This window comes from Streptomyces sp. NPDC126499, assembly GCF_040302485.1.
Lineage (GTDB): Bacteria > Actinomycetota > Actinomycetes > Streptomycetales > Streptomycetaceae > Streptomyces.
Genome location: NZ_JBEOUO010000001.1, coordinates 301,033 through 327,896 on the forward strand (window position 1 = coordinate 301,033; position 26,864 = coordinate 327,896).

A 26,864-nucleotide genomic window follows, 5' to 3' on the forward strand; every position below is an offset into this window, starting at 1 on the left:
TTGGGCCGACCAGGTGGCAGGCGGAGAAGATGGCAGTCGTGGAAGACCTGACGGGCCGCGAGGCGGTGATCCAGCGGCTGCGCGATGTCGGTCTGCGGGTCACCGGGCCGCGCCTGGAGGTGCTCACGGTGCTCGCCGCCGGTGGTCACCTGGACGTCGAGGCGATCACCGCGACCGCCCGCGAGCGGCTCGGCACGCTCACCAGCCAGGCCGTGTACGAGATGCTGCGGCACTTCCAGGAGACGGGTCTGGTCAGCAAGTTCGACCGGCCGGGCCTGCCCGCGGTCTTCGAGATCTCCGGCCCCGCCCACCAGCACGCCCTGTGCCTGAACTGCGGCCGGGTGGAGAACGTGGCGGCCACCGCCCCCGCCCCGCCCCGCGGCAGTCTGACGGACTGGGGGGTCACCGACGCCGAGGTGGTCTTCAAGGGCCTTTGCCCCGACTGCCGCGATGCGTCCCCTTCGCGCTGAAAGCAGTTGAAGACCGTGCGGTGCGTTCGAATTTGTGGCAGGGTCTAGCGGGGCGTTTCAACAGGATCCAGCGCGATCCGAGGGGAGTCTGCTGCGTCGTGTCCAAAAACGCCGCTGGAGCGCGTACGGGAAGCGAGCAGGCCCTCGCCCTCTACCAGGAGCTCCGGGCAGCCCCGGGCGCCGACTTCGACGCCGTCGCGCTGCGCCTGCAACTGACGGAAGCCGAACGGGAGCGCTGTCGCGCCGAGTTGACCGACCTCGGCCTGATCGAGACCACCCCCGAGCCGGCCGACGGGCCCGCACCCGAACCGACCGCCGTGGTCGCCCCGGACGTCGCCCTGCTCCGGCTGCTCCAGCACGAGCGGGACCGGCTGGAGAGCCGGCTCGCGGAGACCAGCCGGGCCCACAACACCCTGGAGACGCTGGCCGGGCCGTTCCTGCGGGCCGGGATGGAGCCCGGCTCCGAGGTCGAGGTGGAGATCGTCGACGACCCGGCGCGGATCCGGCGGGAGCTCGCCGACCTGACGAACACGGTGCGGTTCTCGATGCATTCGATGCTGACCGGCTCGGTGCGGCGCGAGGAGATGGCCCTGGAGCTGGGCCGGGACCGCGACCGGGTGGCCCGCGGGGTGCGGGTGCAGGCCATGTACAGCCACCGGGTCGGCCAGGTGCCGGAGATGGTGCAGCACCTGGCCGAGCGGACGGCGCTCGGCGTGGAGGTCCGGCTCTCGCCCGTCGTGCCCATGAACATGGTCCTCGCCGACGAGAACTTCGCGCTGCTGCCGACGGATCCGCACGACCCGGACGCGGCCTCGATCCTGGCCCGTGGTCCGGGCCTGGTCCGCTCCTACCGGGCCCTGTACGAGTACTGCTGGCACGCGGCCACCCCGTACGGCCACGAGGAGTCCGCCGAGCACGGCGGCGACGGGCTGACCGAGCAGCAGCGGGCCGCGCTGCGGATGCTGGCGTCCGGGATCAAGGACGAGCAGGTGGCCCGGAACCTGGGCGTGTCCCTGCGGACGGTGAGCCGGCTGATCTCCGAGGTGATGCAGGAACTGGACGCCGCGAGCCGTTTCGAGGCGGGGGTGAAGGCGGCCCGGCTCGGCCTGCTCGACGGCGAACCGTGCGAGCAGACGACTTAGCCTGGCGGGCGGGGAAGAGGAAGCGAACGGACGGGGGGCGAGGGGGACATGACCGACGGCGGCAGACCGGACCGGACCGTCGACCGGTTGGTGCCCCTCTACCGGGAGCTGCGCCGCCGCGGGGTGGCGGACTTCGCGGAGGCCGCCGCCGCGGCGGGCCTGCCGGCCGAGGAGCACGCGGCGCTGCGGGCGGAGCTGACCTCGCTCGGCCTGATCGTGCCGGCCGGAAGCACCCACGCCCCGCTCGGCCTCCTGGACGGCCGGTGGCGTCCGCACGCCGCTCCGGACCGCGCCAAGGTGGCAGCGGTCGAGCCGACGATGGCGGTGCTGCGGCTCCTGGAAGGCGAGCACGAACGGCTCCGGGACGACCTGGCGCGGGCCGACCGGGCGTTCCAGACGCTCAGGACCCTCGCCGACACGCTGCTGCGGACGGGTGCGCCCGACGGCGCCGAGGTGTCCGCGGAGGTGATCACCGACTACGGGCGCATCCAGCAGGTCCTGGAGGACATGGTCGACCTCACCCAGAAGACCTCCGACGCGATGTACCCGGACGTGCCGGGCCGGCTGGTGCCCGAGCGGCTGCTCGACCGCGACCGGCGGCGCCAGGAGCGGGGGGTGCGCTCCCGAGCCGTCTACGACCGGACGGCAGCCGACCGGGCGGAGACGGCGGAACTGATGAGGCGCCGCGTCGAGCTGGGGGTGGAGGTGCGCGTCGCGCCGTACGTGCCGATGAACCTGGTCAGCGCGGACGACCAGTTCGCGCTGGTGCCGGTGCGGCCCGAGGCGCCCGAGCAGGGCGCCATCCTGATCCGCGGCCAGGTCCTCGTCCGCTCGTATCTGACCCTGTACGAGTACTGCTGGCACATGGCGACCCCGTACGGCTGCTCGGCCGCGGCCGAGCGGGGCGGCGACGGCTTCTCCGAGCAGCAGCGGGCCGTGCTGCGGCTGCTCGCCGCGGGCGTCAAGGACGAGAAGATCGCCCGCGACCTCGGTGTCTCGCTGCGCACGGTCAGCCGGGTGACGTCCGAGCTCATGCAGGAGATGGGGGCGGCGACCCGCTTCGAGGCGGGAGTGCGGGCCTTCCGGCTGGGCCTTTTGGACGTCGACCCGCCCGGACCCGGCACGTAGCCTGACGGAAGGTTCCGGCCCTGCCCGCCCAAGACGACGAGAACCACCAGCAAAAGGGGGAGACTTCGCCATGGCTACGACAGGCAGTACCGCTCCGGACGGCCGACTGGTGCCCCTCTACCAGGAGTTGCGGCGGCGGGGGGTGTCGAACTACCCGGAGGTCGCCCGGGGGTTAGGGCTCACGTCCGAGGAGTACGAGCGATGTCGCGTCGAACTGATCGAGCTGGGTCTGATCGTCCCGACGACCACCACCCATGCCACCAACGCCGATCTGCGCGACGAGCGGTGGCAGCCGGACGCCGACACGGTCGCCTCGGTCGACCCGGAGATCGCGCTGCTGCGGCTGCTCGACCGGGAACGGGCCCGGCTGCGTGAGCACCTGGCCGAGGCGGACCTCGCGTACAGCACCCTGGAGACGCTGGCCGGCACCTTTCTGCGGCCCGGTTCGCTGACCCGGTCCGAGATAGCGGTGGAGGCGCTCACCGACTACCGGCGCATCCAGCAGGCGCTGGAGGACATCGTGGACGTGATGCAGGAGAGTTCGGCGTCCATGTACCCCGGTGGGCCGAGCCGGGAGGTGCACGAGGTGACGCTCGACCGCGACCGGCGGCAGCTGGACCACGGGGTGCGGGTGCGGGCGATCTACGCGCGGGAGCACGCCTCGCGGCCGGACGTGGCGGAACTCCTCAACGCCCGCACGGCGCTGGGGGTGGAGATCCGGGTGGCCTCCGTGGTGCCGCTCAACATGGTCGTCATCGACCAGCAGTACGCCATGGTGCCGATCCATCCCGAGGACGCGCGCAAGGGCGCCATCCTGGCCCGCGGCCGGGCGCTCGTCCGCTCGTACCTGGGCCTGTTCGAGCACTGCTGGCACACGGCGGTGCCGTACGGCACGGAGGTCGCCGGCGAGCGCGGCGGGGACGGGCTGTCCGAGCAGCAGCGGGCCGCGCTGCGGATGCTGGCGACCGGAATGAAGGACGAGAAGGTCGCGCGCAACCTCGGGGTTTCCCTGCGGACGGTGAGCCGAATGCTGTCGGAACTCATGCAGGAATTGGGGGCGACCACGCGTTTTGAAGCGGGTGTGCGGGCCGCGCGTCTGGGCTGGCTCGACTGACCGCTTTCGGCCATGCGAAAAGTCCCCGTGATCGTGGCAGCGATCACGGGGACTTTCTTCGTACGGTGCTCAGTTGGTGGGCGCCGGGGTCGGAACCGGCCAGTTGACGTCCTCGGCGAAGACCTGCTGCTGGTGCACCGCCGGCGCCTCCGCGTCGCCGGAAGCGGCGACCGCCGCGCCGCCCGCGACGGCCAGAGCGGCCACGAACGCGAGGGCGAACTGACGGACGGTCTTGCGCATTCCGAGGTTCTGCTCAGCGGACATGATTCCTCCAGGAGTGGGAATGTGAATTCCGTCTTCTGGGGGCCCGTGCCGCCGGGCGTTCCCTGAAGACATCTCTATTCTGTCCGGCCCCCGGAGGCGAATCCAGGGATTCCCGGTGCGTGGACCCGCCATGGCGTGAGTGCGTCAATGCGCCGTCGAAGTCACGGAATTGGCCGATCCGGGGCGTCTCTAATCTTTGGTCGAACCAAAAGAGATGCTAGACTCGTGCTACGGCCTTCTCGTTCCTCCAGGAGAGAGGGGCCGCCGGGGCAGGGGCGTGCCGCCGCCCTTGCCCCACCCGACCGGCGGCCCACGACGCCGCCCGCTCCAGACCCGCCAGCGCGTCCTCGTAGACCTCGACCGTCCGCGCGGCGGAAGCACGCCAGCTCATCCCCCGCGCATGCCGGACCGCCGCCTCCCCCATCGACACCCGCGCCTCCGGATGCCGGGCCAGCCACCACAGCCGGCGCGCGTACTCCACCGGATCGTGCCCCGGCACCAGCAGCCCCGACACCCCGTCCCACACCGCCGTCGGCAACCCGCCCACCGCCGACGCCAGCACCGGCGTCCCGCACGCCTGCGCCTCCAGGGCCACCAGACCGAACGACTCCGAACGCGACGGCACCACCAGCACGTCCGCCGCCCGGTACCAGTCCGCGAGCCGCGACTGCGGCACCGGCGGACACGCCTTCAGCACGTCCGCCACCCCCAGCTCCGCCGCGAGCCGCCACACCGCGCCCTGCTCGCCCGCCCCCGAATGCCCGCCCACCACCGGCACGAGCAGCCGGCGCCGCAGCCCCGGCGCCATCCGCAGCAGCTCCGCGACGGCGCGCACCAGCACGTCCGGCCCCTTGAGCGGCTGGATCCGCCCCGCGTACAGCGGCACGAACGCACCGGCCGGAAGGCCGAGCCGGGCCCGCGCCGCCGCCCTGCCGTCACCCGGCCCGAAGGTCCGCAGGTCCACCCCCGGCCGCACCACCTCGGTCCGCGCCTTCGCCGCCCCGTACAGCGAGCGCAGCGCCTCCGCCTCGTCGGCCGTGTTGGCGATCAGCCGGTCCGCGTCGCCCACCACCTGCCGCTCGCCTCGGATCCGCAGCTCCGGCTCGGGCGTGTCGCCCTCGGCGAGATGGGCGTTCTTCACCAGGGCCAGGGTGTGCGCGGTGTGCACCAGCGGTATGCCCCAGCCGAACGAGGCGATCCGCCCCGCCTGGCCCGACAGCCAGTAGTGCGAGTGGACCAGGTCGTAGCGCCGGTCCTCCTTCAGCAGGGCGAGGGAGAACGGCACGACCAGGTCCGGCATGGCCTCCTTCGGCAGCGGCCGGCGCGGACCGGCGTGCAGATGGCGGACCCGGACCCCGGGCTCGACGTCGACGAGACCGGGCAGGCCCTCGCCTCGGCAGCGGGTGAACAGATCGACCTCGACGCCCTGTTCGGCCAGGGCACGGGACAGCTCGACCATGTACACGTTCATCCCGCCGGCGTCCCCCGTTCCGGGCTGGTGGAGCGGGGAGGTGTGGACGCTGAGCATGGCGACGCGCAGGGACACGTGGGGCTCCTGTGGGGTGGGCCACGTGTCCCCGCGCGTCGCGCGCACGGTCACGCGGCAGGGATGAGGGGCGGACCTGCACGGCGGCACACCGGCCCCTGGCCGGCGTGCCGCCCCCCGTACGTCGTGCGGCGGCCCCGGCCGCTCGGACCGGGCCGGTCGGCCGGGCCGGTCGGCCGGGCCGTTCGGGCCGGGCCGCTCGAACCGGTCCAGCCGGACCAGGCCGCCGCACGACGTACGGATACGAACTACGCGACTTCTTAGCGGCTTAGAAGCCGGGCTCAGAAGCCGAACACCGGACCCGAGGGCGGTGCGAGCCGGGTCCCCGGCAGCGGGGCGATCAGCGCCGACCAGTCCACAGGGCGGCCCGGCGCCACCTGGAGCGCCGCCGCGAGCCGGTCCGCGCCCTCCGGCATCACCGGACGCGACCACGCCGACAGCGCCGAGGCCACCGCCAACTGCGCGGCCAGCGCCGGCAGGTGCCGGCAGGAGGTCGTCGGCCGGCAGCGCTCGTGCGCGTTGACGTAGCCGAAGTCGGCCACCGAACGGACCATCTCGTCGAGCACGGCGACCGCCCGGCGCGGGTCGAAGGCGTCCGGACCGTACGCCTCACGCAGATCGTCCACGCCCCGGTGCAGCCGGCGCTCCAGGATGTCCCACCCGGTGCCGCCGGGCAGCGCCTGCGGCGCGAGCCCGTCGCACTCCTCGCGGACCGCCGTGAACAGCCGGGTCAGCCAGCTGTTCCAGTTCTCGTCGAGCTCCAGCCGTGCCGCCGCGAGCCGGTCGCGCTGGAAGACGGTCCTGCGGCCGGTCGGCCGGGCCTGCAGCACGTGCCGGCGCAGGGTGTCGGAGCCGTACTCGGTGAGCAGGTCAAGCGCCCACACGTTGCCCTCGCGGACGCCCTCCTCCACCACGTACGACTCGTTGACGTTGAAGTCCTGCGGCAGCTTGATGTCCTGCGCGAGCAGCAGCACCGGCAGCAGCACCGCGTGGCAGAAGGCGTGCCCGAAGCCGCAGAAGTGGATGGCGCGGGCCGGCAGCGGGCCCTTGGTGTCGTAGCCGAACAGGTGCATCGCCGCCGCCTCGAAGCAGGCGTCGATGCGGTGGTCGGGGAAGCCCTCCACCGGCACCTGAAGGCCCCACTCGGCCGGGTGGCCGACCGCGATGTCCGGCAGCCCGTCCTCGACGAGCGACTCGCACAGCGCCGCCAGCCGCGGCGGCAGGCCCGCCGCCGACCAGTAGTCGGCCAGCCGGTCGCGGAACGGCTCCAGCGGCACGTACAGGCGCCGGCAGCGCTTGGGCTGCGCGGGCGTGTCGCACAGGGAGCAGCGCGGCGCGATCAGGTCGCCGCCGTCGTTCGGGCGGGCGCACTCGTGGCACATGCCGCCGTCGCTCCGCGCCCCGCAGTGCGGGCAGGTGCCGGTGACGTGCGCCCCGTACAGCCACCGCTCGCACGGCTCGCAGTACGGCAGCAGACGGGTCCGCGGGGCGATCACGCCCTCCGCGTACAGGCGGCTGAAGAGGTCCTGCACCCAGCGCTCGTATCCGCGGTCCCGGCGCGGTCTGACGATGTGGTCGAACTCGACGCCCGAGCGCAGCCAGTCCGCGGTGATCGCCGCGCGGTAGCCCTCGGCGACCTCCTCGGGCTTGCGGTGGTGGCGCAGTGCCCGCACCTCGACGGAGCTGGCGTGGTCGGCGGTGCCGGTGGTGAAGCGGACGGGCTCGCCCTCGGCGCGCAGGTAGCGGGTCAGGACGTCGGCGGCCACGTACGGTCCCGCGAGGTGACCGATGTGGAGTTCGCCGTGGGTGGCCGGTGGGGTCGCGGTGATCCAGACGGGGGTGCTCATGGAGACCTCCTGAGCGTCAGCGAGGTGCGAATCAGCGGGGTTCGAAGTGGAAGGAGCGGATGAAGCAGTCACGCGGCTGTTCGACGGCGTAGACGATGCATTCGAAAAGGGCCTGCGTGGTGAGCTTCTCGTCGGGGGCTATTCCGTCCGGGTTCGAGCCGTCCCATTCCGCGAAACGCGGGTCGGAGGTGGAGAAGTCCGGCGGGAAGAGGGAGAACACCCGCACCCCTGAGGGGCGCAGCCGGCGCGAGAGGATGTCGGCGAAGCCGGCCTGGGCGCTCTTGGCCGCCCAGAAGGCCTCGTGGGCCGCGCCGGCCGTCGCGGCGGACGCGCCCTCGGCGTCCCGCACGGCGACCATGTTGACGATGTCGGGCCGCAGGCTTCCGCGCAGCAGCGGCAGGAAGTGCTTGACCATGAGGACGGTGCCGCCGGCCGTGGACTCGATCGTCTCCACGATCTGGTCGTCGCTGGCCGCCTCCAGGTCCATGCCGTCGAGCCAGCGCGCCCCGTTGTTGACGAGCAGGTCGACCCGGTCGGTGCGTTCGCCGACGCGCGCGGCGAACTCGCGGATCTCGGCCGGCCGGCTCAGGTCGCAGCCGAAGGCGTGGATGCGGTCGCGGGCGGACCCGAGGACTTCGGTACGGGTGCGCTCGGCGGCCTCGACGGTCCGGGCCGAGACGTAGACCTCGGCGCCGAGATGCGCGAATCCGACGGCGAGCGCGCGGCCGAAATAGCGGGATGCCCCGGTCACGACGACACGCAGATTCTCGAATTTCATGTGTGTCTGCTCTCCCCACGGATACGGCACGGGATACGGCAGGCGGCACGGATTCCCTTTGCGGGCCCGCCGGTTGCCGGTCGTCCTTCAGCGTGGCAGAGGAATGCGGCGGAACACCTGGTGAGCGGGGTGCGCGTTCACGCCGTTGCGTGGATACGCCACGGCGGCCGGCCACGGCAGTTCCAGGTGGGCGAGGACGTGGGCCCGCTTGTGGTGCACCCGCACCCGGTCGGGCGCGGCGGACACGGTGACGACGCCGCCCGGCGTGCGGATGCGGCCGACCGGGCCGGGCACGACGGTGCCGTCGACGGCCCCGGCGGCCGCGAGGGCGGCGGCGCCCGTGAGCGCGAGCCGTGGGTGCCAGCCGCCGACGGTGAGGGCCCGCACCGCGAGGCCGTGCGGGGCGGGCGTGAAGGCGGCGATCTTGGGGAGCGGGGAGTGGGGCGGGTACCCGAGGAGCCGCCCGGCGCGGGCCCGCAGGTCGAGCAGGCGGTCCCGGAGCCGGTCGTCGGACAGGCCCTGGAGCCGGTCGTCGGGCAGGCCCTGGAGCCGGTCGTCGGACAGGCCCTGGGGCAGGTGGCGGGCGTCGACGAGGACGTACGGGTTGCCGTAGCGCACCAGGGACACCGGCACCCCGTCGAGGACGTCGACGGGCCGCCCGGTCGGCAGCGTGCCGGGCGCGGTGGGGGCGCGCAGGAAGTCGAGGGTGTACGCGCCGTCGCCCTCGGGCGCGCACAGGACGGTGTCCCGGGTCGTCACCGCCCGTACGGTGACGGGCCCGGGCCGCCCGTCGGCGACGACGCACGCGAGCAGCGAATGCCCGCAGCCGGCGCGGAAGTCGAAGCGGCCGTCGGGCAGGGCCTGGACGAAGCGGTAGTCGAGCGCGGCGGAGGAGCGACCGGACGGGTCGGCGGCCGGGCCGGCAGCGGAGGAGCCCTGGGAGGGACGAGCCGAAGGGCCGTAGAGCGCGATCTTGTTGAGCCGGGCGTACGGGGTGCGGCGCAGCGCGTGGCGTACGGACGCCAGCTCCTCGGCCAGCCCCAGGGCGCCGGGCGGCAGGTGGTCGAGGCGCACGACGAGGGTGGGCCCGGGCGCGTCCTCGGCGCGGACCACGGCGGCCCTGGTCATGCCCGTACCGCCTGCCGCGAGGTCCCCGGCGGGGCGGACGGCCACGGCGGGCGGCGGTTCAGGCGGCCGCACAGCCCATCGGGATGCGCATGCCCTGGACGACGTCCGTCCACAGCTCGTGGACGGCCAGCGCCCACAGGGCGAGGGCGATGTGCTGGTTGGGGCGCTCCAGATGGCGGTTCAGGAGCTTGTTGACCCGGTCCGCGCGGATCTTGCCGCCGAGGACGAGCCGGGCCGGTGACAGCAGCTCCCGTACGGTGTCGAGGAGCGGGCCGCCGGGGGCGATCATCGCGGCGATCGGCAGGGTGAAGGGCTGCTTGGGCCGGTTGAGGACGGCCGCGGGCAGCAGCTCGGCGCCCGCCTCGTACAGCGCCCGCTTGCCGTGCCGCGCCCCGGGCGGCAGCGACCGCGCGTGGGCGACGACCGACGGCTGGCAGAACGGCATGCGGGCCTCGACCGCCCAGGCCATCGACAGGTGGTCGACCCGCCGCAGGTGGTACGCGGGCAGCCGCCACCTCGTCTCGAAGGCGCTCATCACGTCGGCCCGGTCCGCCCCGGCGGCCTCCGCCGACCGCAGCTCCTGCTCGATCCGGTCGGCCGCCGAGCCCTGGTCGGCGATGAAGGCGGCGTACGAGGAGGTGTACAGGTGCTCGCGGAGGAGCCGGGGCGCCGCCGAGAGGGCGTCCGCGTAGGAGGCGGCCCAGTCGACGCCGGGCGGCGAGGTGAGCGCGGCCCGCATCCGGTCGTAGCCGCCGAAGACCTCGTCCGCGCCGTCGCCGGTGAGGGCGACGGTGAAGCCGTTCTCGCGCACGGCGCGGAAGAGGGCGTACGTGGACAGGGCGATCGGGTCGGCGTTGGGCTGCCCCAGGTGCCGCACGGTGCGGGTGAGCAGCGAGGGGATCTCGTCGGGGTCGACGGTCACCTCGTGGTGCACGGTCCTGGCCCGGCGGGCGACGGCGCGGGCGTGGGCGGCCTCGGAGCCGGGCCACTTGCCGCGGTAGGTGAGGTGGAAGGTGTGCAGCGGCGGCGCGTCCGTCTCGCGGGCGTGCTCGGCGGCGAGCGCGGTGACGAGGCCGGAGTCGAGGCCGCCGCTGGTGACGGCGCAGACCGGCGCGTCGGCGGTGGCGAGCCTGCGCACCTCGTGCCGCAGCACGTCCTGGGTGTCGCCGACGGGCCGCGCGGCGTGCGGGGCGCGGCGCCGGACGACGGGCGCCCGGCCGGGCCGTACGAGGGCGGTGGCGCCGGGCGGCAGGACGGTGACGCCGTCGAGGGCGGTGTGCGCGGAGTAGGAGGTGCGGGTGGCGAGGACGGTGTCCAGGGAGTCCTCGCGCGGGGCGATCCGCACGCCCTCGAAGGCGAGCAGGGCGGGGATCTCGGAGGCGAAGCGGGTGGAGCCGTCGCGCGGGTCGTGGTGGAGGTGGACCGGCTTCATGCCCATGTCGTCGACGGCGAGGACGAGTTGGGCGCTGCCGGGCCGCAGGTCGAGGACGGCGACGGCGAACATGCCGTCGAGGTGCTCGGCGAAGCCGGGCCCGTACTCGGCGTAGAGGGCGGGCAGCAGGGTGCCGTCGCAGCGGTCGGGGAAGCGGTGGCCGCGCGCGGCGAGGTGGCGGCGCAGCTCGGCGTGGTTGTAGATCTCGCCGTTGAGCACGGCGAGGATGCCGGGCAGGTGGGGCAGCCGGTAGGGCTGCCGGCCGCCGCACGGGTCGGTGACGGCGAGCCGGTCGCAGCCGAGCGACCAGCCGGGGCCGCTGAGCACCTGGTGCTCGTCGGGGCCGCCGTGCCGCTGGCGGGCCGAGACGGCCGCGAGTTCGGCCGGGTCGGGGCGGTCCGCCGACGCGGCGAAGGAGCCGAGAATCCTGCACATGCCGGTCGCCTCCGGAGCTCGATACCAGTCACTGCCCACATCACTGTCCACATGGCGCAGCCAATGATTTGAATCTACCAAGCTTTTGGGTGGCGCGTAAGTGCCATGTCCTGTTCACGCCACGAGTTGGCCTTGCGACGCCCCCTGCCGCCCAAGAGGCTGACCCCATGGAGGACTTCGCGATCGACCCGACCGTCCGCAGTGCACCGGAATCACTGCTGGTGGTGGCGGCACACCCGGACGACATCGAGTTCTGCGTGAGCGGCACCGTCATGCAGTGGATCGAACGCGGCACCCGCGTCACCTACTGCATCGTCACGGACGGCGGCGCCGGCGGTTACGACGAGGCACTCCCCCGCCAGGCCATGGCGGACCTGCGCCGCGCCGAACAGGTCCACTCCGCCAAACTCAGCGGCGTCGCCGACGTCCGCTTCCTCGGCTACCCCGACAGCTTCGTCGAAGCCTCCGTCGACCTGCGCCGCGACCTGTGCCGGGTGATCCGCCAGGTCCGCCCGCAGCGCTGCATCATCCCGTCCCCCGAGATCAACTGGGCCCGCGTCGCCGACCTCCACCCCGACCACCGGGCCGTCGGCGACGCCTGCCTGCGCGCGATATACCCCGAGGCCCGCAACCCCTTCGCCCACCCCGAACTGCTCAAGCAGGAGGGCCTGGAGCCCTGGATCGTCCACGAACTGTGGCTGATGACCGGCCCCACGCCCAACCAGTACGTGGACGTCACCCCGGTCTTCGACCGCAAGGTCGAGGCCCTGCGCATCCACACCTCCCAGACCGCCCACTTCGACGACCTGGCCGGGCTCCTGCGGGAATGGCTCAGCGAACACGCGACAGCGGGCGGCCTTCCGCCGGGCCGGATGGCGGAGGCGTTCCAGATCGTGCACATCGACTGAGGCCGGGGCGCGCCCGGCCGGTGCCTCGCACCATCAGCTCCCTTGACCTCAAGTCCGGTTCCGGTTCTAGCGTTTCGTCTCGCGCAGCACCAGTGGCGGCGGCCCTCCCTGGGTCGTCCACTGCGACCGGGGAGAGCGACCTTGACGAACACCGCCTCAGAACACACCGACGCCGAGGCCGACGCGAACGCGAACGCCCGGCCGCCCGTGACCGTGATCGGCCTGGGCGAGATGGGCTTCGCCCTCGCCGACGCCTTCCTCACCGGCGGGCACCCCACCACCGTGTACAACCGCACACCCGAGAAGGCCGACCCGCTGGTCGCCAAGGGAGCCAAGCCCGCCGCGACCGTCCGCGACGCCGTCGCCGCCGGTGACCTCGTGATCGTCAGCGTCAAGGGCAACACGACCGCCCGCGCGCTGCTGGAACAGGCCGGCGACGCGCTCTTCGGCCGTTCCGTGCTCAACCTCACCGACGGAACGTCGGCGGAGGCCAGGGCCGTGGCCGCATGGGCCACCGCCCAGGGCGCGCGCTACCTCCACGGGCAGATCATGACGATCGCCCCGGGCATCGGAGGAGCCGAGACGGTGGTCTTCTACGGCGGCTCCGACGCCGTGTTCCACGACTTCCACCCCACGCTCCGGCGCATCGGCGGCCGCGGCACCCTGGTCTCAGCCGACGCCGGCCTGCCCGCCCTGTACGGGATGGCCGTGCACGGCACGATGTGGGGCGCCCTCAACGGATTCCTCCACGCGGCCGCCCTGCTGACCAGCGAGGGCATCGAGGTGAAACGGTTCCTCGACGACGCCGGCCCGTCCGTCACCGCCCTCATGGCGTCCCTCCCGATGATCGCCGACGAGGTCGACCGCGGCGCGTACGCGACGCGGTACGGGGCACTCCAGCACCACCGGCCCTCGCTGGAGGACCTGGTCCGCGAGAGCGAGGCGCGGAACGTCGACGTCGAGTTCCCCGGCTACACGCTCGGTCTGGTGGACAGGGCCGTGGCGGACGGACATGCGGACGACAGCTACGCGCGCCTGATCGAGTACTTCCGGAAGCGGTGAGGCGGGGCCGGCCGGAGTGGGGGGTGGCGTCCGGGAACTCCGCCTCGGCCGGTCGGCCGGGCGGAGGGCCCCGGCCCCCGGCCGGGCGGGGCGAAGGCCCCGGGCACCCTGGCCGGTCGGGGCGAAGGCCCCGGCCCCCGGCCGGTCGAGGTAAAGGCCCCGGCACCCCGGCCGATCGCGCTGAAGGGCCCCGGCACCCGGGCCCATCGGGCGGAAGGCCCCGGCACCCGGGCCGATCGGGGCGAAGGCCCCGGCACCCGGTCCGGGCGAAGGCCCCGGCACCCCAGCCGTCGGGGCGAAGGCCCCCGGCACCCCGGCCGATCGGGCGGAAGGCCCCCGGCCCACGGCGGCGGCCGGTCCGGGCCGCCCGGGCCGCCCGGGCAGCCGGAGCCGCTACCTGCGTCCGGTGGCGGAGCCGAACCCCAGCCACGTGTGCCGGTTCCCCCACCAGCACCAGCCCACCTTCGGCGCGTTGCGCCGCTCCTTGCCGTCCCGCCCCGTCCCGTTGCTGATCCAGATCGCCGGCGTACGGGCGTCGTACGTGCCCTTCGGCTTCCGCAGCCGGGAACCGATCGTCATGAAGCAGCGGTTGCGCGCCAGCGCCTCCGGCTGCTGAAGCACCCAGTGGATGCCCTCGCTCAGCACCAGCGGACTGCGGCCCTCCTTCGTGAGCGCCGGCAGCGCCTCCTCCGGGCTCCAGTTGGCCATGCGGTCGCCCCGGTCGACCCCGTCGACCAGGTACAGCGGCGCGTCCGGCAGCTCCACACCCGCCTCGCCGTACGGGGCGAAGTCGTCGACGTCCGGCATGTCGACCACGACGAACCCGGGCTTGTCGTCCCGCCGGAGCAGCGGCGCGAGCGCCGAGGCAGGGACTCGCTCCGGGTGTACGGCGAGCAGGGCGCCCTCCGCGTCCCCAGCGGCTACCGCGCCCTCGGTGAAGGCCCGCAGCTCCTCCGCCGACAGCCCGGCGAGCTCGTGCACCCCCAGCTCGATCAGCCGCTCCGCCTGGGCGGTGAGCGGCGGCAGCGGTGCCAGGACGTCGGCGGAACCGGAATCGGACATGGTGGTGTCGGTCAAAACGCTCCTCGGTCAGGGGTGTTGGCGTCCAGCCTGAAGCCGAACGAGGCGCGACGCGGAATTGTTCCCGCGGCGGGCGGCGGGCCCCGCGTCACCCAGCACCGGCCCTCGGGGCCACCGGGGCTCGGTGCGGGCCTCGGGGCCAGGGGCCAGGGGGCCAAGGGGGCCAAGGGCCCGGGGGCCAGGGCGCCACCCACCCGCACCCGCACCCGCACAGCGCCACCCGCCCCGACCCACCGCACCCGCACCGCTACTCCTCCTCCCGCACCCCCACCAACTCCAGAAACGCCCCCGCCGCCGCCGTCCGCCCCGCGCCGCTCCACACCACGTACTCGACCCGTTCGGGCGCGTCCGTCACCTCCACCACCTCCACCGTCGTGAGCCCGCCCAGCAGCGCCACGTACGCCGAGGCCAGCAGCGCCACCCCGAGGCCCTGCCCCACGAGCCGGGCCAGGAAGTCGGCGTTCGTCACCTCGAACGCCACCTCCCGCACCAGCCCGGCCGCCGCGAACGCCTGGTCCGACTGCACCCGACCGGCCGTCCCCGCCGGCAGGTCCACGAACACCTCCGTGGACAGCCGCCGCAGATCCACCGCGCCCTCGCCCGCGAGCGGGTGCCCCGGTGCGACCACCGCCACCAGCCGGTCCCGACCCAGCTCCCGGGCCCGCACCCCCTTCGGGCGGGCCGCCGTCGTCGGCAGCCCCAGGAACGCCACGTCCAGCGTCCCCTCCTCCACCTGCGCCACCAGCTCCTCGCTCCCGCCCACGCGCAGGCTGACCCGTACGTCCGGGTAGCGCTCGTGGAACTCCCGCAGCGCGCCCGGGATGTCGACCGCCGCCACGGACGGGATCACCCCCACCGCGAGCCGCCCCCGCACCTGCCCCACCGCCGCCGCGACCTCCGCGACGGCCCGCTCGGCGGCGTCCAGGCACTGCCGGGCCGCCGGCAGGAACGCCGCACCGGCCGGCGTCAGCCGCACCCGGCGGCTGGTGCGCTCGAAGAGCCGCGCGCCCAGCTCCCGTTCCAGCTTGGCGATCTGGTGGCTGAGGGCCGACTGGACGACCAGGCACCGCTCGGCGGCGCGGGTGAAGCTGATGGTCTCGGCGAGGGCGACGACGTACCGCAACTGCTGGAGCTCCATTGATCCATCATGCGATGCGATGGATCAAGTGACAAGCATGTATTGGACTCATGGGTGAGCGCGGGCCGAGACTCGGCCCATGACCACGAGCCCCAGCGCCACCGGGACCACCGCCCCGGGGGCCACCGCCCCGGGGGCCACCGCGCCGGCCGACGGCCTCGGCGGGCCCCTCCCCCATACCCTCCTCACCGCCATCGCCCCCGCCACCTGGGGCACCTTCTACGTCGTCACCACCGAGCTGCTCCCACCCGGCCACCCCCTCTTCGCGGGCCTCCTGCGCGCCCTGCCCGCCGGGCTGATCGCCCTGGCGATCGGCCGGACGCTGCCGCGCGGCAGCGCGTGGTGGGGCAGGGCGGCGGTCCTCGGGGTCCTCAACATCGGCCTGACCTTCCCCTTCCTGGCGGTCGCCGCGGAGCGCCTGCCAGGCGGCGTCGCCGCGACCCTCGCGGCGGCCCAGCCGCTGGTGGTCGCCCTCCTGGCGACGGCGGTGCTGCGCGAGCGGCTGTCGGCGTGGCGCCTGGCCTGGGGCGTGGCGGGGATGCTCGGGGTGGGTTTGGTGGTGATCGGCCCGGCGGCGTCCTTCGACCCGGTCGGCATCGCCGCGGGCCTCGGCAGCGCGGCCTCGATGGCGCTCGGGGTGACGCTGACGAGGCGCTGGGGCCGGCCGCCGGGGGTGGGTCCGACGGCGTTCGCGGGGTGGCAGCTCACGGCGGGCGGGCTGTTCCTGCTGCCGGTGACGTTCCTCGCGGAGGGCACCCCGCCCCCGATCGACGGGCCCGCCTTGGTGGGGTACGTGTGGCTCGGCCTGGTCGGCGGGCTGCTGGCGTTCGTGCTCTGGTTCCGGGGCCTGACCTCCCTCCCGGTCACGTCGGTCGCCGTCCTCGTCCTGCTGTCGCCGCTGGTGGCGGCCGTGTTGGGCGCGGTCGTGCTGGGCCAGACGCTGGGCCCGACACAGCTCGTGGGCTTCGGCCTGGCGCTCGCGGCGATCGTGGCGGGGCAGTTGCCGGCGCCTCGGCGCGGAGGTGGACGCGGGGGTGGGGGGTGACGCGGGGGCCGCTCCGGTGAACGCATCCGGGACTGCATGATGTACGGCGCGGTCCGGCCCTCCGAAGACGCAACGCCCTTGTCCCGCACCACACATCCCGCCTTACGTCCCGAACGCGCTCCCCTCCCGCGTCCCCCGCTTCCGTCTCCGTCCCTCGAAAGGACCGCCGTGCTTCCGCAGAACCCGATCCTGGTCACGGGCGCCACCGGCAGCCAGGGCGGCGCCGTCGCCCGCGCCCTGCTCGCCGCCGGCTTCCCCGTACGCGCCCTGGTCCGCGACCCTCGTACGCCGGCCGCCCACGCCCTCGCCGCCTCGGACGCCGAGCTCGTGACGGGTGACCTCGACGACGTCGGCTCGCTGCGTCAGGCGGCGCGGGGCGCGTACGGGGTCTTCAGCGTGCAGCCGTCGGACATGGCGGACCCTCGCCCGGAGGAGGAGGTCCGGCGAGGCCGGAACGTCGCCGACGCGGCGGCGGCCGAGGGGGTGACCCAGCTCGTCCAGAGCTCGGTGGGCGGCGCGGACCAGGCCACCGGCGTCCCGCACTTCGCGAGCAAGGCGGAGATCGAGGCGTACGTGGCCGGGCTGGACATCCGCGTGACCGTGCTGCGTCCGGTGTTCTTCATGGAGAACTGGCCGTACCTGTGGGGTGGGCCGGTCCCGCTGGATGCCGACACCTCGCTCCAGATGATCGCGGTGGCGGACATCGGCCGCATCGCGGCGGAGGTCTTCGCCGGGCCGGGCGAGTTCACCGGGAGGACGATCGAGATCGCGGGCGACGAGCTCACCGTGCGGGCCGCCTTCGCGCTCTTCGCGAAGGCCGACGGACGCGTCCGGTACGAGCGGAGCCCGAGGGAGCGGGACGCGCCCATGTTCACCTGGCTCAACGAGCGGGGTTACGCGGCCGATCTCGCCGCCCTCCGCCGGCGCCACCCGGAACTGCGGAGCCTGGCGGACTGGCTGCGGGAAGCTCGCACCACACCGTCTTCCCGTACGGCGCCTCGTCGACGCCCCACCGCAGCGCCACCGCGTCGATGATCCCCATCCCCCGCCCGCACTCGGCCCCGTCCGGGACCTCGCGCAGAACGGGCCAGAGGCGGGGATCGGGGTCACTGACCGCGACCCTGACCCGGCCGGTGGGCGCCGCCGTCACCCTGACGGTGACGGGGGTGCCCTCCCCGACGTGCCGGATGACGTTCGTCAGCAACTCACTGACGCACAGCCGCAGATCGTCCCCCGGCAGCATCCGCCGCACCTCCGCCACCGCCTTCGGCAGCGCCAGCAACTCCACCGTGAGCGGCAGCGTCACCCGCCCGCCGCCTTACGAAGGACCTGGGTGAGGTGGCGTGCAGTCGCCACGTTGCAGTTGCCGAGCGCGACGAGCGGGGGCCGGACGCTCGTACCGGCGAGGGTGACGGGATCGACCCCGAGGGAGGGGAGAGTGATGCCGTGAGCTGCGAGAGCGGCGCGCAGCGCGTCGATGACGGGCCGGATGTCCTCGGCCATGCGGGGTTCCACCTTCCGTAGCGTGCTGTGACGAACCCCTCACACGCTGCCGCCCCGGGCCGTACCGTGGGAAGCGTTTCCCGCTCCACGAAGCAAGGTGCGAAAGGCGGTCGACGGTGGCTGCGCGCAAGGAGATCGACGGCTCGGCAAGCGTCCCGGAGTTCTACGGGAAGGAGCTCCGCTTCAAGAGGGAGGAGGCCGGCCTGACGCTGGAGGGGTTGGTGGAGGGCAGCTTCTACGGCGTGACGTACCTGAGCGAGATCGAACGCGGCCAGCGCCGGATGCCGGTCGATCTGGCCCAGCACGTGGACCGGGTCCTGAAGACGGACGGCTTCTTCGAGCGGCGCTGCGAGGACGTCCGTAAGGCCAGGCGAAAGGGGCTTGCGGACTACTTCGCCGACGTCCTCCAACTGGAGAAGCGAGCCCGCAACATCGACGAGTGGAGCCCCCACCTGGTGCCCGGCCCCCTCCAGCTCGAGCCGTACATCAGGGCCGTCGTCCAGGCTTCCCGCCCCTTCGACACGGACGAGGAAATCGCGGAGAAGGTCGCCATCCGCCGCTCGCGCGCCTGGGTCTTCGAGGACCGTGAAGGACCCGGCTCCTGGGCGGTTCTGCACGAGTCGATCCTGCGGCAGCCACTCGTGGGCCCGGACGACATGGCCGAGCAGTTGGCCCACATCGCCGCAGTGGCCCGCCGTCGCACCTTCATTCCACAGATCCTTCCGTGGAACGCCGGAGCACACCCGTTCATGATGGGCACCGCATGGCTGATGAGCTTCGGAGATGCCCCTCCGCTCATGTACACGGAGGGCATGTACAGCGGCCAGATCATCGACGACCCGGCGCTCGTCGTGCAGTACAACAAGGCGTACGACCGGCTTCGGGCCGCAGCACTGCCACCCGAGGAATCCCTGAAGATGATCGAAGAAGCAGCAGAGGGCTACCGCAATGGCACGTACCCCCGTCGACCTGAGCACCGCGGTCTGGCGTAAGAGCAGCTACAGCAACGCCGCCGAAGGCATGTGCCTCGAAGTGGCCGAGGGCTTCGCGACCTGGCGCAGAAGCAGCTACAGCAACTCGTCCGGAGGCAACTGCCTGGAGGTGGCGGAGAGCTTCGCGCGCTGGCGCAAGAGCAGCTACAGCAACGGCAGCGGCGGCGAGTGCGTCGAAGTCGCCTCCGACGTCCCCGGCCTCGTCCCCGTTCGCGACTCCAAGCGCCCCGACGGCCCCGTCCTCCTCCTCGCCGCCACCGCCTGGGCGCCCTTCATCGCATCGGTCAAGACGACTTGCGCATGAGCTCCACCAGGCTGGAGAAGCTGTCCCCGTCGTGCCCCGCGTCCATGCCGCGCTGGAAGAGGGCGGTGACGGCGGCGGGGAGGGTGGTGTCGACGCCCGCGTCGGCGATGGTGTGCAGGACGTGGTCGACGCTGGCCGCTCCCATGGCCAGGCGGTCGACGTCGCCGACGTGGTGGCCCGCGTCGATGCGGTCGGCGTAGAAGGCGAAGAAGCCGGGCAGGGAGTTCGCGGTCTCGGTGGCGTGCGGGAGGATGTCCGCCGCCGTCAGGCCGTTGGCCTGGGCGAGGGCGATCGCCTGCCAGTAGCTGAGCATGGACGTCCAGAACATGACCATGCCGAGCTGGTAGAAGAGCGCGGCGTGGCCGGGGTCCTCGCCCCGGTAGTCGACGCGGCCGGTGACGACTTCGAGCAGGGGCCGGTGGGTGTCGAAGGCGTCGCGCGGGCCGCTGTAGAAGGTGGAGGACTCGGGCTTGCCGATCCCGGAGGGCGGGACGGTGATGCCGCCGGTGAGGTGGACGGCGCCGTGCTCGGCGGCCCAGCCGGCGGCGGCGCGGGCGCGTTCGGGGGTGTCGGAGCTGAGGTTGACGAGGACGCGGCCCTTCAGCGCGTCGGTGGCGGGTCCGAGCAGGGCGTACATGGCCGTGTAGTCGGTGAGGCTGAGGATCACGACCTCGTTGGCGGTGAGGGCGGCGTCGACGCTCGGCGCGAGGACGGCGCCGCGGGCGACGAGGTCGTCGGCGCGGGACGGGGTGCGGTTCCAGACGGTGACCGCGTAGCCGCGGTCGAGGAAGGCGCCGGCCATGGCCTGGCCCATGGGGCCGAGACCGATGACGGTGACGGACTGGTTGGTGGCGCGCATGGGGATACCTCCGCGTATCGCTAAAACGAACGCTCTACTCAGAGCGCTCCCGCACCGTAGCACGTTCTAAAACGAACGCTCTACTCAATTGCCGGGTAGAGTGTTCCGCATGCAGACCAGCACCCGGGACCGGATCGTCGTCACCGCCGCACGTCTCCTGCAGCGACAGGGCTACGTCGGCACGGGAATCAAGCAGATCGCGCAGGACGCGCAGGCCACTCTGGGGTCCGTCTACCACTTCTTCCCCGGCGGGAAGGAGGCCGTGGCCGTGGCGGCGATCCGGCACGGCACGCAGGAGTTCGGGACGCTGCTCCAGGAGTCCCTGGACAGCGAGGAGGACGCGGCGAAGGCGATGGAGGCCTGTGCGGGGCGGCTGGCGACGGAGCTGCGGGAGTCGGGCTGGATCGACGGCTGCCCGGTCACGGCGGCGGCCCTGGAGACGCTCGGTACGGACTCGGAGATCCAGCGGGCCTGCGCGGACGCCCTGCGCGGCTGGGAGCAGCTGGTCCACGACAAGCTCCTGCGCTGCGGCTTCTCCGCCGCCGACGCCCGGGAGCTGGCGACCACCGTCATCAGCACCCTGGAGGGGGCGGAGGTGACGGCCCAGGTCGTCCGCGACGAGGAACCGCTGCGGGCGGCGGGCCGTCAACTGGCCCGCCTGGTCCGCTCGTACGAGGGGGATCTGCGCTAGAGGGATCGGCGCGGGGGTGATCCGCGCGAGGGCGGTCCGCGCTAGGCGGGCCGCGGGGCGGGCGTTCGGGCGGCGACGCCGTGGGTCTCGCGCAGGATCAGCAGGCCGTTGACCACCATCAGAGTGGCGGTGAGGCAGTGGACGCCGAGCGCGGTGGCCACGGAGCCGTCGTGGGCCAGCACGTTGGCCATGTCGCCGTACGCCGCGAGGGCCTCCACCAGCAGTGCCCAGCCCAGCGCGCGGCGGTGCCCCGTCACGAGCAGGACGGCCAGGACCAGGGCGAGGACGATGTCGCGGATTCCCTTGACGACCAGGAACCCGCCGCCGTCGCCGGGCGGCCGGCTCGGCAGGCCGTAGCCCGGCGCCAGGGTCTCGGGGCTCAGGACGTACCCCGTCCCGAACCAGAGGATGAAGAGGACGAAGACGGCGGCCAGGACGGTGTTGATCTTCTTCAGTGTCATGGTTCTTCTCCTTGAGGGGGTGGGGTCAGACGAGGGCGGTGACCAGCAGGGTGAAGGCGGCGACGATGACGGCGACGCGGAGGTAGTGGTAGCGCCCCCAGCGGCGCAGCTGCTTCTGCCAGTCGGCGGGCCGGTTCTCCGGCGTCCAGGTCTTGTTGCGGTTGTTGATCGGGACGAGCAGCAGCAGCGACATGACCACGCTGACGATCAGCAGGCCGGCGGCGGTGACGACGAGTCCGACGCCGGGGTGGTGGCGTCCGGCGACGGCCCAGATCGCGCTGAGGACGAGCGAGCCGACGTACCAGAACGGCATGAGGGCGCCGAGCATCCGTCCGCCGTGGGCGTGGCCGAGCTGGCGGCTGTCCTCGGGAAGGGCGTCGAGGATCCGGTTCATGATGAAAGCGACGGCGAACTCCACCCCCACCATCAGGCCGACGGTCACGGTGGTGACGACTTGGAGCGTGCTGAGCATGACGATCCCTCCCCGGATCTAGCGCTGCTAGGTGGCGATAGCAACGCTAGCGCTGCTATCGCTCGATTGTCTAGCGATGCTAGGATCGACTCATGTCGGTCAAGGAACGCAAGGAACGCGAACGGGCGGAGCGCGAGCGCCTGATCGTGACGACGGCCCGCGAACTCGCCGAGCAGCAGGGCTGGGACGCCGTCACCACCCGCCGGCTCGCCGAGCGCATCGAATACAGCCAGCCCGTCCTCTACAGCCACTTCCGCGGCAAGCGGGAGATCATCGGCGCCGTCGCCCTGGAGGGCGCCACCGAGCTGGCCGCCGCGGTGCGGGCCGCGACCTCGGCCGAGGACGACCCGCGCGCCCGGGTCGCCGCCCTGGCCCGTACCTACCTGGACTTCGCCGCACGCAACCCGGCGGTCTACGACGCGTTGTTCCAGCTCGACGGCGGCCTGCCGTACGCGCGGGAGGACACCCCCGCGCCCCTGAAGGACGCCTTCGCCGCGCTGCGGGAGAGCCTGGGCGAGGTCGCCGGGGACGGCATCGATCCGGGCATGTTCACGGAGGTGTTCTGGGCGTCCCTGCACGGCCTGGCCACCCTGACCCGCACGGGCCGCCTGCTGCCCGAGTACGCGGAGCCGAGGGTGGAGCTGCTGGTGGACCGGCTCGCCATGCTCTGACAGGCCGCGGCGCCCGGGGACCACGACCCGGTGCGCGCGCTAGTACGCGACCATGTCCACATCCGGGTGCGCGACCCAGTCCGCGAAGGTGGCGGGGCGCCCCCGGAACCGCATCGGCAGGATCAGGTCGCAGGTGGCGCGGCTGTCGAACCACATCTCGCCCCGGTGCGGGCCGGTGACCACCAGCAGCGTGTGGAAACCGCAGCCGCCCTCCCGGATGGAGACGGCCCCCGCCGTCTTCCGCTCCTGGAGCACCCCGCACTCGGCGTCCCACACCGCCCACGCCGCCGCGTCCTCCCGCGGCGGCTCTCGGTCGCCCAGCTCGTCGTCGTAGTCCGCGTACGAGTCGGGATGCGGGAACGGCTCGGCGAGCAACGCGTAGTTGGTCTCCCGATCCCCGTACCACCCCCACCCCTCGGGCCCCCGCCGAAGCCGGTTGAACGCGTCCCCGGCACTCACCCGCAGCAGATACTCCCGGTACCCCTCCGGGAAGCTGACCCCGAGCTCCGCCTCCGCCTCCCGCACCTCCCCCTCGGAAAGCGGCGGCGCGGCGGGCTCCCCGTACGTCTCCCAGGCGTGCGGCGCCGCGCTCTCGTGGCGGTGGCCCTGGGCGAGCCGCCGGTACTCCGCTATCCAGTCGGTGCTCATCCGGGCGATCCTAGCCAGGCCGTGGCGGCCGGACCTCGGCCGTTACCGCACCGGGGACCCCGGGGTCGCTCGGGCCTCCGCCACCGCCGCCTCGGGAGTGAGCCGTTCGCCTCGGGTGCGGGTGGTGTGGAAGGCCTCGTCGCCCAGTGCGGTGCGCAGGGCCGACTCGATCCGGTCCACGTCGGCCCGCTCCGCGGCCGGCAGCGGCGCCCCCGTCGAGGCCCGTAGGGCGCCCGCGGCACCCAGGAGGAGGGCCGCTTGGGTGGTCCGGCCCGCCAGGGACATCGCTCCGGCCAGGCCCTCCAGGGCCAGCGCCACGGCACGGGGGTCGCCGGTGGTCAGGGCCGTCGCATAACCCTCTTCGTGCAGCGCGCGTGCTCGCCGCGCGTCGCCCCGGAGCTCGGCGACGAAGCCGAGCTCGGCGAGGATCAGGGCGTTGGCGCCGTCGAGGCCGACCAGGCGGTGCCAGTCGAGGACTTCACGCAGGTACCCCTCGGCCTCGTCAAGCAGGCCCTCGCGGCGGGCGCCGAGGGCGAGGCCGAGGATCGCGTTGATCTCACCCGCCCGGAAGCCGACCTCGACCGCCTTCTCCCGCCCCGCCTGGTGGTACGCCCGCGCCTGCGCCATGTCCCCCATGAGCAGCGCGGTCCGGCCGAGGCCCGACAGCAGGTCGGGCACCTCCGTGGTCAGGCCGAAGCTCTCGGCGGTGTCCAGGGCGGCCCGCTTCAGCCCGGCGGCCCGCTCGTACGCGCCGCGGATCTCCGCGACGGTCGCCAGCGGGTACACCGACCACAGCCCCCCGCACGCGTCGCCGACCGCCTCGAAGAGGGCGGCGCTGCGGGCCGCGTCCTGCTCGGCCCCCGCCAGATCGCCCCGCAGCAGCCGCTGCACCGACCGGTCCCCCAGCGCCGCCGCCTCCCCCCACCGCTCCCCGGCCGCCGCGAACCCGTCGAGCGCCGCGTTCGTCAGCTCCTCGCCCTCGCTCTGACTGCCCGTCCCGCACAGCGCGTGGGCGAGGAACCAGCGGGCCCAGGCGAGGGCGGCGGGCTCGTCACCGTACGCCGCGTCGAACGACGCGAGCGCGGCCCCGATGCGGTCCCGGCGCTCGGTACCGTCGCCGCTCATGACCGTGAGCCCGGTGTGCCACACGGCGACGCGGGCCCGGAGCCGCGCGACCGGGCCGGGGGCCGGGACCGTCGGCGTTTCCAGGGACGCCGCTGACGCCTCCAAAGCCGCCGCCGACGTGTCCGAGGCCACCGCCGACACGTCCGAGACCGACGCCGATGCGTCCAAGGCCGCCGCCGTCCAGCGGACCGCCTCGCCCAGGCGCCCGCGCAGCACCCAGTACCAGGCCAGCGCGTCGACGAGCCGGAGCGCGTGTTCCGCGTCGCGCCCCCGCACCGCGCGGTCAAGCGCGGCGCGCAGGTTCGGCGACTCCGCGTCCAGGCGGGACAGCCACTCCCGCTGGGCGTGCCCGCGCAGTTCCGGTTCCGCCGCCTCGGCCAGGCGCGTGTAGTACGCCAGATGCCGGCCCCGTACGTCCTCGGTCTCGCCCGCCTCGGCCATCCGCTCCACGCAGTACGCGGCCACCGATTCCAGCAGCCGGTAGCGCGGCCCGTCCTTCCCCACGACCGCGACCACCAGCGAACGGTCCACCAGCCGGGCCAGCAGGTCGAGGACGTCCTCCGGCGCGACCTCCCCGCCCCCGCAGACCTCTTCCGCCGCCTCCAGGGTGCAGCCCTCCGCGTGCACGGCGAGCCGGCGCAGCACCCGGCGCTCCGGTTCGGACAGCAGCTCCCAGCTCCAGTCGATGACCGCCCGGAGCGTCTGCTGCCGGGCCGGTGCCCCCCGCTGCCCGGTGCTGAGCAGCCGGAAGCGGTCGTCGAGCCGTTCGAGCAGCCGGTGCACGCCAAGGGCCCGCACCCGGGTGGCGGCCAGTTCCAGGGCGAGCGGGACACCGTCGAGGCGACGGCAGATGCCCTCGACGGCGGCCCGCTCGGAATCGTCCGGTACGAAGCCGGGCGCCGAGGCGGCCGCCCGCGCGACGAACAGTTCGACCGCCCCGGTGAGGTCGAGCGGGGGCACCGCCCACAGCGTCTCCCCGGCGAGCGCCAGGGGCTCCTGGCTGGTCGCGAGGACCACGAGGTCGGGAACGGTGCGCAGCAGCAGCTCCGTCAGCGCGGCGGCCTCGTCGATCACGTGCTCGCAGTTGTCGAGGACGAGCAGCATCCGCCGGCCGCGCAGGACGGCGGCCAGCCGCTCCGCCCCCCTCGGGGCGGGCCCCGCCTCGGGCCGCACGCCCCACGCCCCGTCGTCGCGCAGCTCCAGGACCGCGGCGACGACCTCGGCCAGCTCGCCCCCGGCACCGGCGAGTTCGACCAGCCACACCCCGTCGGGGAACAGCTCCCGCGCCCGCCCCGCGGCCTCCACGGCCAGCCGGGTCTTGCCGACGCCGCCGGGACCGGTGAGCGTGACGAGCCGCCGCCCGGCGAGCAGCGCCCGGATCTCCTCGACGGCCGCCTCGCGCCCGACGAGCCCGCTGATGGCCACGGGCAGATTGCCGCGCGGCTCGCCCGGCACGGGCCCCGGGGCGGGCCCATCACCTTGTACGGGCCTTGGGTCGGGCGGCCTGTGCGCCTCACCCCGTACGGGCCCAGCCCCGGGGCCCTGTGACGGGATCTGTGCGGGGACCTCGGCTCCCGGGCCCGGCGGCGCGCCCCCCGGTGGTGCCGGGGGCGGTGAGGGCGAGGCGCCACCGGGCATCGCGGGCGCGGCGGCCCGTGGCGCGTCCAGGGCGGGGTCCTGGCGGAGCATCGCCCGGTGCAGTGCGACCAGTTCCGGGCTCGGGTCGAGGCCCAGTTCCTCGGCGAGGCGGACGCGCAGCTCCTCGTACCCCGCCAGCGCCTCGCTCTGCCGGCCCGAGCGGTACAGCGCCTTCAGGCGGATCGCGCACAGGCGCTCGCGCAGCGGATGCTGCTCGACGAGCTCGGCCAACTCTCCTACGAGAAGGGCATGTTCCCCGGCTTCGAGGCGCGCCTCCGCCGCCTCCTCGCGGACGACGAGGCGTTCCTCCTCCAGGCGGTTCACGGCGGCCCGGGCGAACGGCTCGTCCGCGAAGTCCGCGAACGCGGGTCCCCGCCACACCGCCAGTGCCTCGGTGAACGTCGCGGCCCGCCGCCCCGGCTCGGTTACGGAGCGGGCGCGAGCGGCCAGCTCGGCGAACCGGTCGGCGTCCAAGGCGCCTTCCGGCAGCACGAGTTGGTAGCCGGGTGCGCGGGAGACCAGCAGCTCACGGGCGCCCGGCTCCGCCTCGTCCAGGACGCGCCGGAGCTGGGAGACCCTGGCCTGGAGGGCGCGCAGCGGCTTGCCGGGCGGTTCCTCGCCCCACAGGTCGTCGACGAGGCGGTGCGCGGCGACCGGCCGGCCCGTGTCCACGAGCAGCGAGGCGAGCAGGGCGCGCACCTTGAGCTCCGGGACCCGGACGGGCCGCCCGTCCGTGGTCCAGACGGCCGTCTCCCCCAGCACCCCGAATCGCATGGGGCCACCGTAACTCCCCGCCCGGACGCGGCCCGTACGCGACCGGTCCCGGCCCGCCCCGTACCAAGGCCCGGCCAAGGCCCGGCCATGGACCGGCCGGCCCAAGGCCCCGGGCCCGCCCCCGAACCGGCCCTCCCCGCACAAGGCCCGAACCCGGCCCCGAACCGAACCCGAACCGCACCCGAACCGCACCCGAGCCGTTCCCGAAC

Annotated in this window: 26 protein-coding genes and 1 pseudogene; 12 read left to right on the forward strand and 15 right to left on the reverse strand. The window is 73.8% G+C overall.

Annotated elements, in window-relative coordinates:
* Window positions 1-29: 29 nt before the first annotated feature.
* The 4 genes from ABTZ91_RS01485 to ABTZ91_RS01500 all read left to right on the forward strand — a co-directional run bounded on the left by ABTZ91_RS01485 (window position 30) and on the right by ABTZ91_RS01500 (window position 3,854).
* Entirely contained in the window at window positions 30-470 is a 441-nt protein-coding gene (locus tag ABTZ91_RS01485; protein ID WP_352075044.1) for a transcriptional repressor, read from the forward strand.
* Between the two features lie 98 nt (window positions 471-568).
* On the forward strand, window positions 569-1,612 hold the full coding sequence (locus ABTZ91_RS01490; protein ID WP_352075045.1) for a helix-turn-helix domain-containing protein: 1,044 nt from the start codon (window positions 569-571) through the stop codon (window positions 1,610-1,612).
* A 48-nt stretch (window positions 1,613-1,660) separates the two neighbouring features.
* Window positions 1,661-2,740 carry a helix-turn-helix domain-containing protein gene (locus ABTZ91_RS01495; RefSeq protein ID WP_352075046.1) on the forward strand — a complete coding sequence of 360 codons (1,080 nt, stop codon included), beginning with the start codon at window positions 1,661-1,663 and terminating at the stop codon, window positions 2,738-2,740.
* A gap of 70 nt (window positions 2,741-2,810) precedes the next feature.
* A complete protein-coding gene (locus ABTZ91_RS01500; RefSeq protein ID WP_352075047.1) occupies window positions 2,811-3,854 on the forward strand; it encodes a helix-turn-helix transcriptional regulator in 1,044 nt (347 codons plus the stop codon).
* Window positions 3,855-3,923: 69 nt separating this feature from the next.
* Here ABTZ91_RS01500 and ABTZ91_RS01505 read toward each other — a convergent pair whose 3' ends face one another.
* The 6 genes from ABTZ91_RS01505 to asnB form a co-directional block, all read right to left on the reverse strand.
* Window positions 3,924-4,118, reverse strand: coding sequence for a hypothetical protein (locus ABTZ91_RS01505; protein ID WP_352075048.1), 195 nt, complete (start codon window positions 4,116-4,118; stop codon window positions 3,924-3,926).
* A gap of 217 nt (window positions 4,119-4,335) precedes the next feature.
* Window positions 4,336-5,646 (reverse strand): D-inositol-3-phosphate glycosyltransferase, encoded by a 1,311-nt coding sequence (gene mshA / locus ABTZ91_RS01510; protein ID WP_352075282.1) that lies wholly within the window; start codon window positions 5,644-5,646, stop codon window positions 4,336-4,338.
* 299 nt (window positions 5,647-5,945) lie between these two features.
* The gene (locus ABTZ91_RS01515) at window positions 5,946-7,511 is read right to left on the reverse strand and encodes a class I tRNA ligase family protein (protein ID WP_352075049.1); all 1,566 of its coding nucleotides are present in this window, start codon (window positions 7,509-7,511) and stop codon (window positions 5,946-5,948) included.
* Between the two features lie 31 nt (window positions 7,512-7,542).
* Complete coding sequence (locus ABTZ91_RS01520; RefSeq protein ID WP_345486538.1) at window positions 7,543-8,289, reverse strand: SDR family oxidoreductase; 747 nt, start codon at window positions 8,287-8,289, stop codon at window positions 7,543-7,545.
* 87 nt (window positions 8,290-8,376) lie between these two features.
* Complete coding sequence (locus ABTZ91_RS01525; protein ID WP_352075050.1) at window positions 8,377-9,417, reverse strand: hypothetical protein; 1,041 nt, start codon at window positions 9,415-9,417, stop codon at window positions 8,377-8,379.
* Window positions 9,418-9,475: 58 nt separating this feature from the next.
* On the reverse strand, window positions 9,476-11,284 hold the full coding sequence (gene asnB, locus ABTZ91_RS01530) for an asparagine synthase (glutamine-hydrolyzing) (protein ID WP_352075051.1): 1,809 nt from the start codon (window positions 11,282-11,284) through the stop codon (window positions 9,476-9,478).
* Window positions 11,285-11,451: 167 nt separating this feature from the next.
* On the opposite strand from asnB, the gene ABTZ91_RS01535 reads away from it, so the two are divergent.
* Together ABTZ91_RS01535 and ABTZ91_RS01540 are read left to right on the forward strand one after the other, a co-directional pair.
* Window positions 11,452-12,192 carry a PIG-L deacetylase family protein gene (locus tag ABTZ91_RS01535; protein ID WP_352075052.1) on the forward strand — a complete coding sequence of 247 codons (741 nt, stop codon included), beginning with the start codon at window positions 11,452-11,454 and terminating at the stop codon, window positions 12,190-12,192.
* Between the two features lie 141 nt (window positions 12,193-12,333).
* A complete protein-coding gene (locus ABTZ91_RS01540) occupies window positions 12,334-13,254 on the forward strand; it encodes an NAD(P)-binding domain-containing protein (protein ID WP_352075053.1) in 921 nt (306 codons plus the stop codon).
* Window positions 13,255-13,647: 393 nt separating this feature from the next.
* Here ABTZ91_RS01540 and ABTZ91_RS01545 read toward each other — a convergent pair whose 3' ends face one another.
* Together ABTZ91_RS01545 and ABTZ91_RS01550 are read right to left on the reverse strand one after the other, a co-directional pair.
* Entirely contained in the window at window positions 13,648-14,316 is a 669-nt protein-coding gene (locus tag ABTZ91_RS01545; protein WP_352075283.1) for a DUF5701 family protein, read from the reverse strand.
* Between the two features lie 265 nt (window positions 14,317-14,581).
* Entirely contained in the window at window positions 14,582-15,472 is an 891-nt protein-coding gene (locus tag ABTZ91_RS01550; protein ID WP_352075054.1) for a LysR family transcriptional regulator, read from the reverse strand.
* Between the two features lie 79 nt (window positions 15,473-15,551).
* Here ABTZ91_RS01550 and ABTZ91_RS01555 point away from each other — a divergent pair, with 79 nt between their 5' ends.
* Window positions 15,552-16,517 (forward strand): EamA family transporter, encoded by a 966-nt coding sequence (locus tag ABTZ91_RS01555; protein WP_352075055.1) that lies wholly within the window; start codon window positions 15,552-15,554, stop codon window positions 16,515-16,517.
* 168 nt (window positions 16,518-16,685) lie between these two features.
* The gene (locus ABTZ91_RS01560; protein ID WP_352075056.1) at window positions 16,686-17,552 is read left to right on the forward strand and encodes an NmrA/HSCARG family protein; all 867 of its coding nucleotides are present in this window, start codon (window positions 16,686-16,688) and stop codon (window positions 17,550-17,552) included.
* Here the strand turns inward: ABTZ91_RS01560 and ABTZ91_RS01565 are convergent.
* A pseudogene (locus ABTZ91_RS01565) lies at window positions 17,536-17,760 on the reverse strand (ATP-binding protein); the annotation flags it as partial. The gene ABTZ91_RS01560 and the pseudogene ABTZ91_RS01565 overlap by 17 nt on opposite strands.
* Window positions 17,761-17,819: 59 nt before the next feature.
* On the reverse strand, window positions 17,820-18,020 hold the full coding sequence (locus ABTZ91_RS01570; RefSeq protein WP_352075057.1) for a hypothetical protein: 201 nt from the start codon (window positions 18,018-18,020) through the stop codon (window positions 17,820-17,822).
* 116 nt (window positions 18,021-18,136) lie between these two features.
* Between ABTZ91_RS01570 and ABTZ91_RS01575 the strand changes: the two genes are divergently transcribed.
* Both ABTZ91_RS01575 and ABTZ91_RS01580 read left to right on the forward strand, forming a co-directional pair.
* A complete protein-coding gene (locus tag ABTZ91_RS01575) occupies window positions 18,137-19,012 on the forward strand; it encodes a helix-turn-helix transcriptional regulator (protein ID WP_352075058.1) in 876 nt (291 codons plus the stop codon).
* Window positions 18,969-19,316 carry a DUF397 domain-containing protein gene (locus ABTZ91_RS01580; protein WP_352075059.1) on the forward strand — a complete coding sequence of 116 codons (348 nt, stop codon included), beginning with the start codon at window positions 18,969-18,971 and terminating at the stop codon, window positions 19,314-19,316. The genes ABTZ91_RS01575 and ABTZ91_RS01580 overlap by 44 nt, the downstream gene beginning before the upstream one ends.
* Here the strand turns inward: ABTZ91_RS01580 and ABTZ91_RS01585 are convergent.
* The gene (locus ABTZ91_RS01585) at window positions 19,297-20,175 is read right to left on the reverse strand and encodes an NAD(P)-binding domain-containing protein (protein ID WP_352075060.1); all 879 of its coding nucleotides are present in this window, start codon (window positions 20,173-20,175) and stop codon (window positions 19,297-19,299) included. The two genes, ABTZ91_RS01580 and ABTZ91_RS01585, sit on opposite strands and share 20 nt — an antisense overlap.
* Window positions 20,176-20,284: 109 nt before the next feature.
* On the opposite strand from ABTZ91_RS01585, the gene ABTZ91_RS01590 reads away from it, so the two are divergent.
* Window positions 20,285-20,866: a TetR/AcrR family transcriptional regulator gene (locus tag ABTZ91_RS01590; RefSeq protein WP_352075061.1), complete on the forward strand. Its 582-nt coding sequence runs from the start codon at window positions 20,285-20,287 to the stop codon at window positions 20,864-20,866.
* A 41-nt stretch (window positions 20,867-20,907) separates the two neighbouring features.
* Here the strand turns inward: ABTZ91_RS01590 and ABTZ91_RS01595 are convergent, their stop codons facing one another.
* Together ABTZ91_RS01595 and ABTZ91_RS01600 are read right to left on the reverse strand one after the other, a co-directional pair.
* The gene (locus ABTZ91_RS01595) at window positions 20,908-21,327 is read right to left on the reverse strand and encodes a DUF4267 domain-containing protein (protein ID WP_352075062.1); all 420 of its coding nucleotides are present in this window, start codon (window positions 21,325-21,327) and stop codon (window positions 20,908-20,910) included.
* Between the two features lie 25 nt (window positions 21,328-21,352).
* A complete protein-coding gene (locus ABTZ91_RS01600) occupies window positions 21,353-21,799 on the reverse strand; it encodes a DUF1772 domain-containing protein (RefSeq protein ID WP_352075063.1) in 447 nt (148 codons plus the stop codon).
* 92 nt (window positions 21,800-21,891) lie between these two features.
* Between ABTZ91_RS01600 and ABTZ91_RS01605 the strand changes: the two genes are divergently transcribed.
* Complete coding sequence (locus tag ABTZ91_RS01605) at window positions 21,892-22,470, forward strand: TetR/AcrR family transcriptional regulator (protein WP_352075064.1); 579 nt, start codon at window positions 21,892-21,894, stop codon at window positions 22,468-22,470.
* 39 nt (window positions 22,471-22,509) lie between these two features.
* Here the strand turns inward: ABTZ91_RS01605 and ABTZ91_RS01610 are convergent, their stop codons facing one another.
* Window positions 22,510-23,118 (reverse strand): SMI1/KNR4 family protein, encoded by a 609-nt coding sequence (locus ABTZ91_RS01610; RefSeq protein ID WP_352075065.1) that lies wholly within the window; start codon window positions 23,116-23,118, stop codon window positions 22,510-22,512.
* Between the two features lie 42 nt (window positions 23,119-23,160).
* Window positions 23,161-26,655: a BTAD domain-containing putative transcriptional regulator gene (locus ABTZ91_RS01615; protein ID WP_352075066.1), complete on the reverse strand. Its 3,495-nt coding sequence runs from the start codon at window positions 26,653-26,655 to the stop codon at window positions 23,161-23,163.
* Window positions 26,656-26,864: the final 209 nt, after the last annotated feature.

What these genes read in the sequence shown, in the direction of transcription:
- ABTZ91_RS01485 (WP_352075044.1), top strand. Translation starts at nt 30, where the DNA reads ATGGCAGTCGTGGAAGACCTGACGGGCCGCGAGGCGGTGATCCAGCGG.
- ABTZ91_RS01495 (WP_352075046.1), top strand. Translation starts at nt 1,661, where the DNA reads ATGACCGACGGCGGCAGACCGGACCGGACCGTCGACCGGTTGGTGCCC.
- ABTZ91_RS01500 (WP_352075047.1), top strand. Translation starts at nt 2,811, where the DNA reads ATGGCTACGACAGGCAGTACCGCTCCGGACGGCCGACTGGTGCCCCTC.
- ABTZ91_RS01505 (WP_352075048.1), bottom strand. Translation starts at nt 4,118, where the DNA reads ATGTCCGCTGAGCAGAACCTCGGAATGCGCAAGACCGTCCGTCAGTTC.
- mshA (WP_352075282.1), bottom strand. Translation starts at nt 5,646, where the DNA reads ATGCTCAGCGTCCACACCTCCCCGCTCCACCAGCCCGGAACGGGGGAC.
- ABTZ91_RS01515 (WP_352075049.1), bottom strand. Translation starts at nt 7,511, where the DNA reads ATGAGCACCCCCGTCTGGATCACCGCGACCCCACCGGCCACCCACGGC.
- ABTZ91_RS01520 (WP_345486538.1), bottom strand. Translation starts at nt 8,289, where the DNA reads ATGAAATTCGAGAATCTGCGTGTCGTCGTGACCGGGGCATCCCGCTAT.
- ABTZ91_RS01525 (WP_352075050.1), bottom strand. Translation starts at nt 9,417, where the DNA reads ATGACCAGGGCCGCCGTGGTCCGCGCCGAGGACGCGCCCGGGCCCACC.
- asnB (WP_352075051.1), bottom strand. Translation starts at nt 11,284, where the DNA reads ATGTGCAGGATTCTCGGCTCCTTCGCCGCGTCGGCGGACCGCCCCGAC.
- ABTZ91_RS01535 (WP_352075052.1), top strand. Translation starts at nt 11,452, where the DNA reads ATGGAGGACTTCGCGATCGACCCGACCGTCCGCAGTGCACCGGAATCA.
- ABTZ91_RS01545 (WP_352075283.1), bottom strand. Translation starts at nt 14,316, where the DNA reads ATGTCCGATTCCGGTTCCGCCGACGTCCTGGCACCGCTGCCGCCGCTC.
- ABTZ91_RS01550 (WP_352075054.1), bottom strand. Translation starts at nt 15,472, where the DNA reads ATGGAGCTCCAGCAGTTGCGGTACGTCGTCGCCCTCGCCGAGACCATC.
- ABTZ91_RS01555 (WP_352075055.1), top strand. Translation starts at nt 15,552, where the DNA reads ATGACCACGAGCCCCAGCGCCACCGGGACCACCGCCCCGGGGGCCACC.
- ABTZ91_RS01570 (WP_352075057.1), bottom strand. Translation starts at nt 18,020, where the DNA reads ATGGCCGAGGACATCCGGCCCGTCATCGACGCGCTGCGCGCCGCTCTC.
- ABTZ91_RS01580 (WP_352075059.1), top strand. Translation starts at nt 18,969, where the DNA reads ATGGCACGTACCCCCGTCGACCTGAGCACCGCGGTCTGGCGTAAGAGC.
- ABTZ91_RS01585 (WP_352075060.1), bottom strand. Translation starts at nt 20,175, where the DNA reads ATGCGCGCCACCAACCAGTCCGTCACCGTCATCGGTCTCGGCCCCATG.
- ABTZ91_RS01590 (WP_352075061.1), top strand. Translation starts at nt 20,285, where the DNA reads ATGCAGACCAGCACCCGGGACCGGATCGTCGTCACCGCCGCACGTCTC.
- ABTZ91_RS01595 (WP_352075062.1), bottom strand. Translation starts at nt 21,327, where the DNA reads ATGACACTGAAGAAGATCAACACCGTCCTGGCCGCCGTCTTCGTCCTC.
- ABTZ91_RS01600 (WP_352075063.1), bottom strand. Translation starts at nt 21,799, where the DNA reads ATGCTCAGCACGCTCCAAGTCGTCACCACCGTGACCGTCGGCCTGATG.
- ABTZ91_RS01605 (WP_352075064.1), top strand. Translation starts at nt 21,892, where the DNA reads ATGTCGGTCAAGGAACGCAAGGAACGCGAACGGGCGGAGCGCGAGCGC.
- ABTZ91_RS01610 (WP_352075065.1), bottom strand. Translation starts at nt 23,118, where the DNA reads ATGAGCACCGACTGGATAGCGGAGTACCGGCGGCTCGCCCAGGGCCAC.
- ABTZ91_RS01615 (WP_352075066.1), bottom strand. Translation starts at nt 26,655, where the DNA reads ATGCGATTCGGGGTGCTGGGGGAGACGGCCGTCTGGACCACGGACGGG.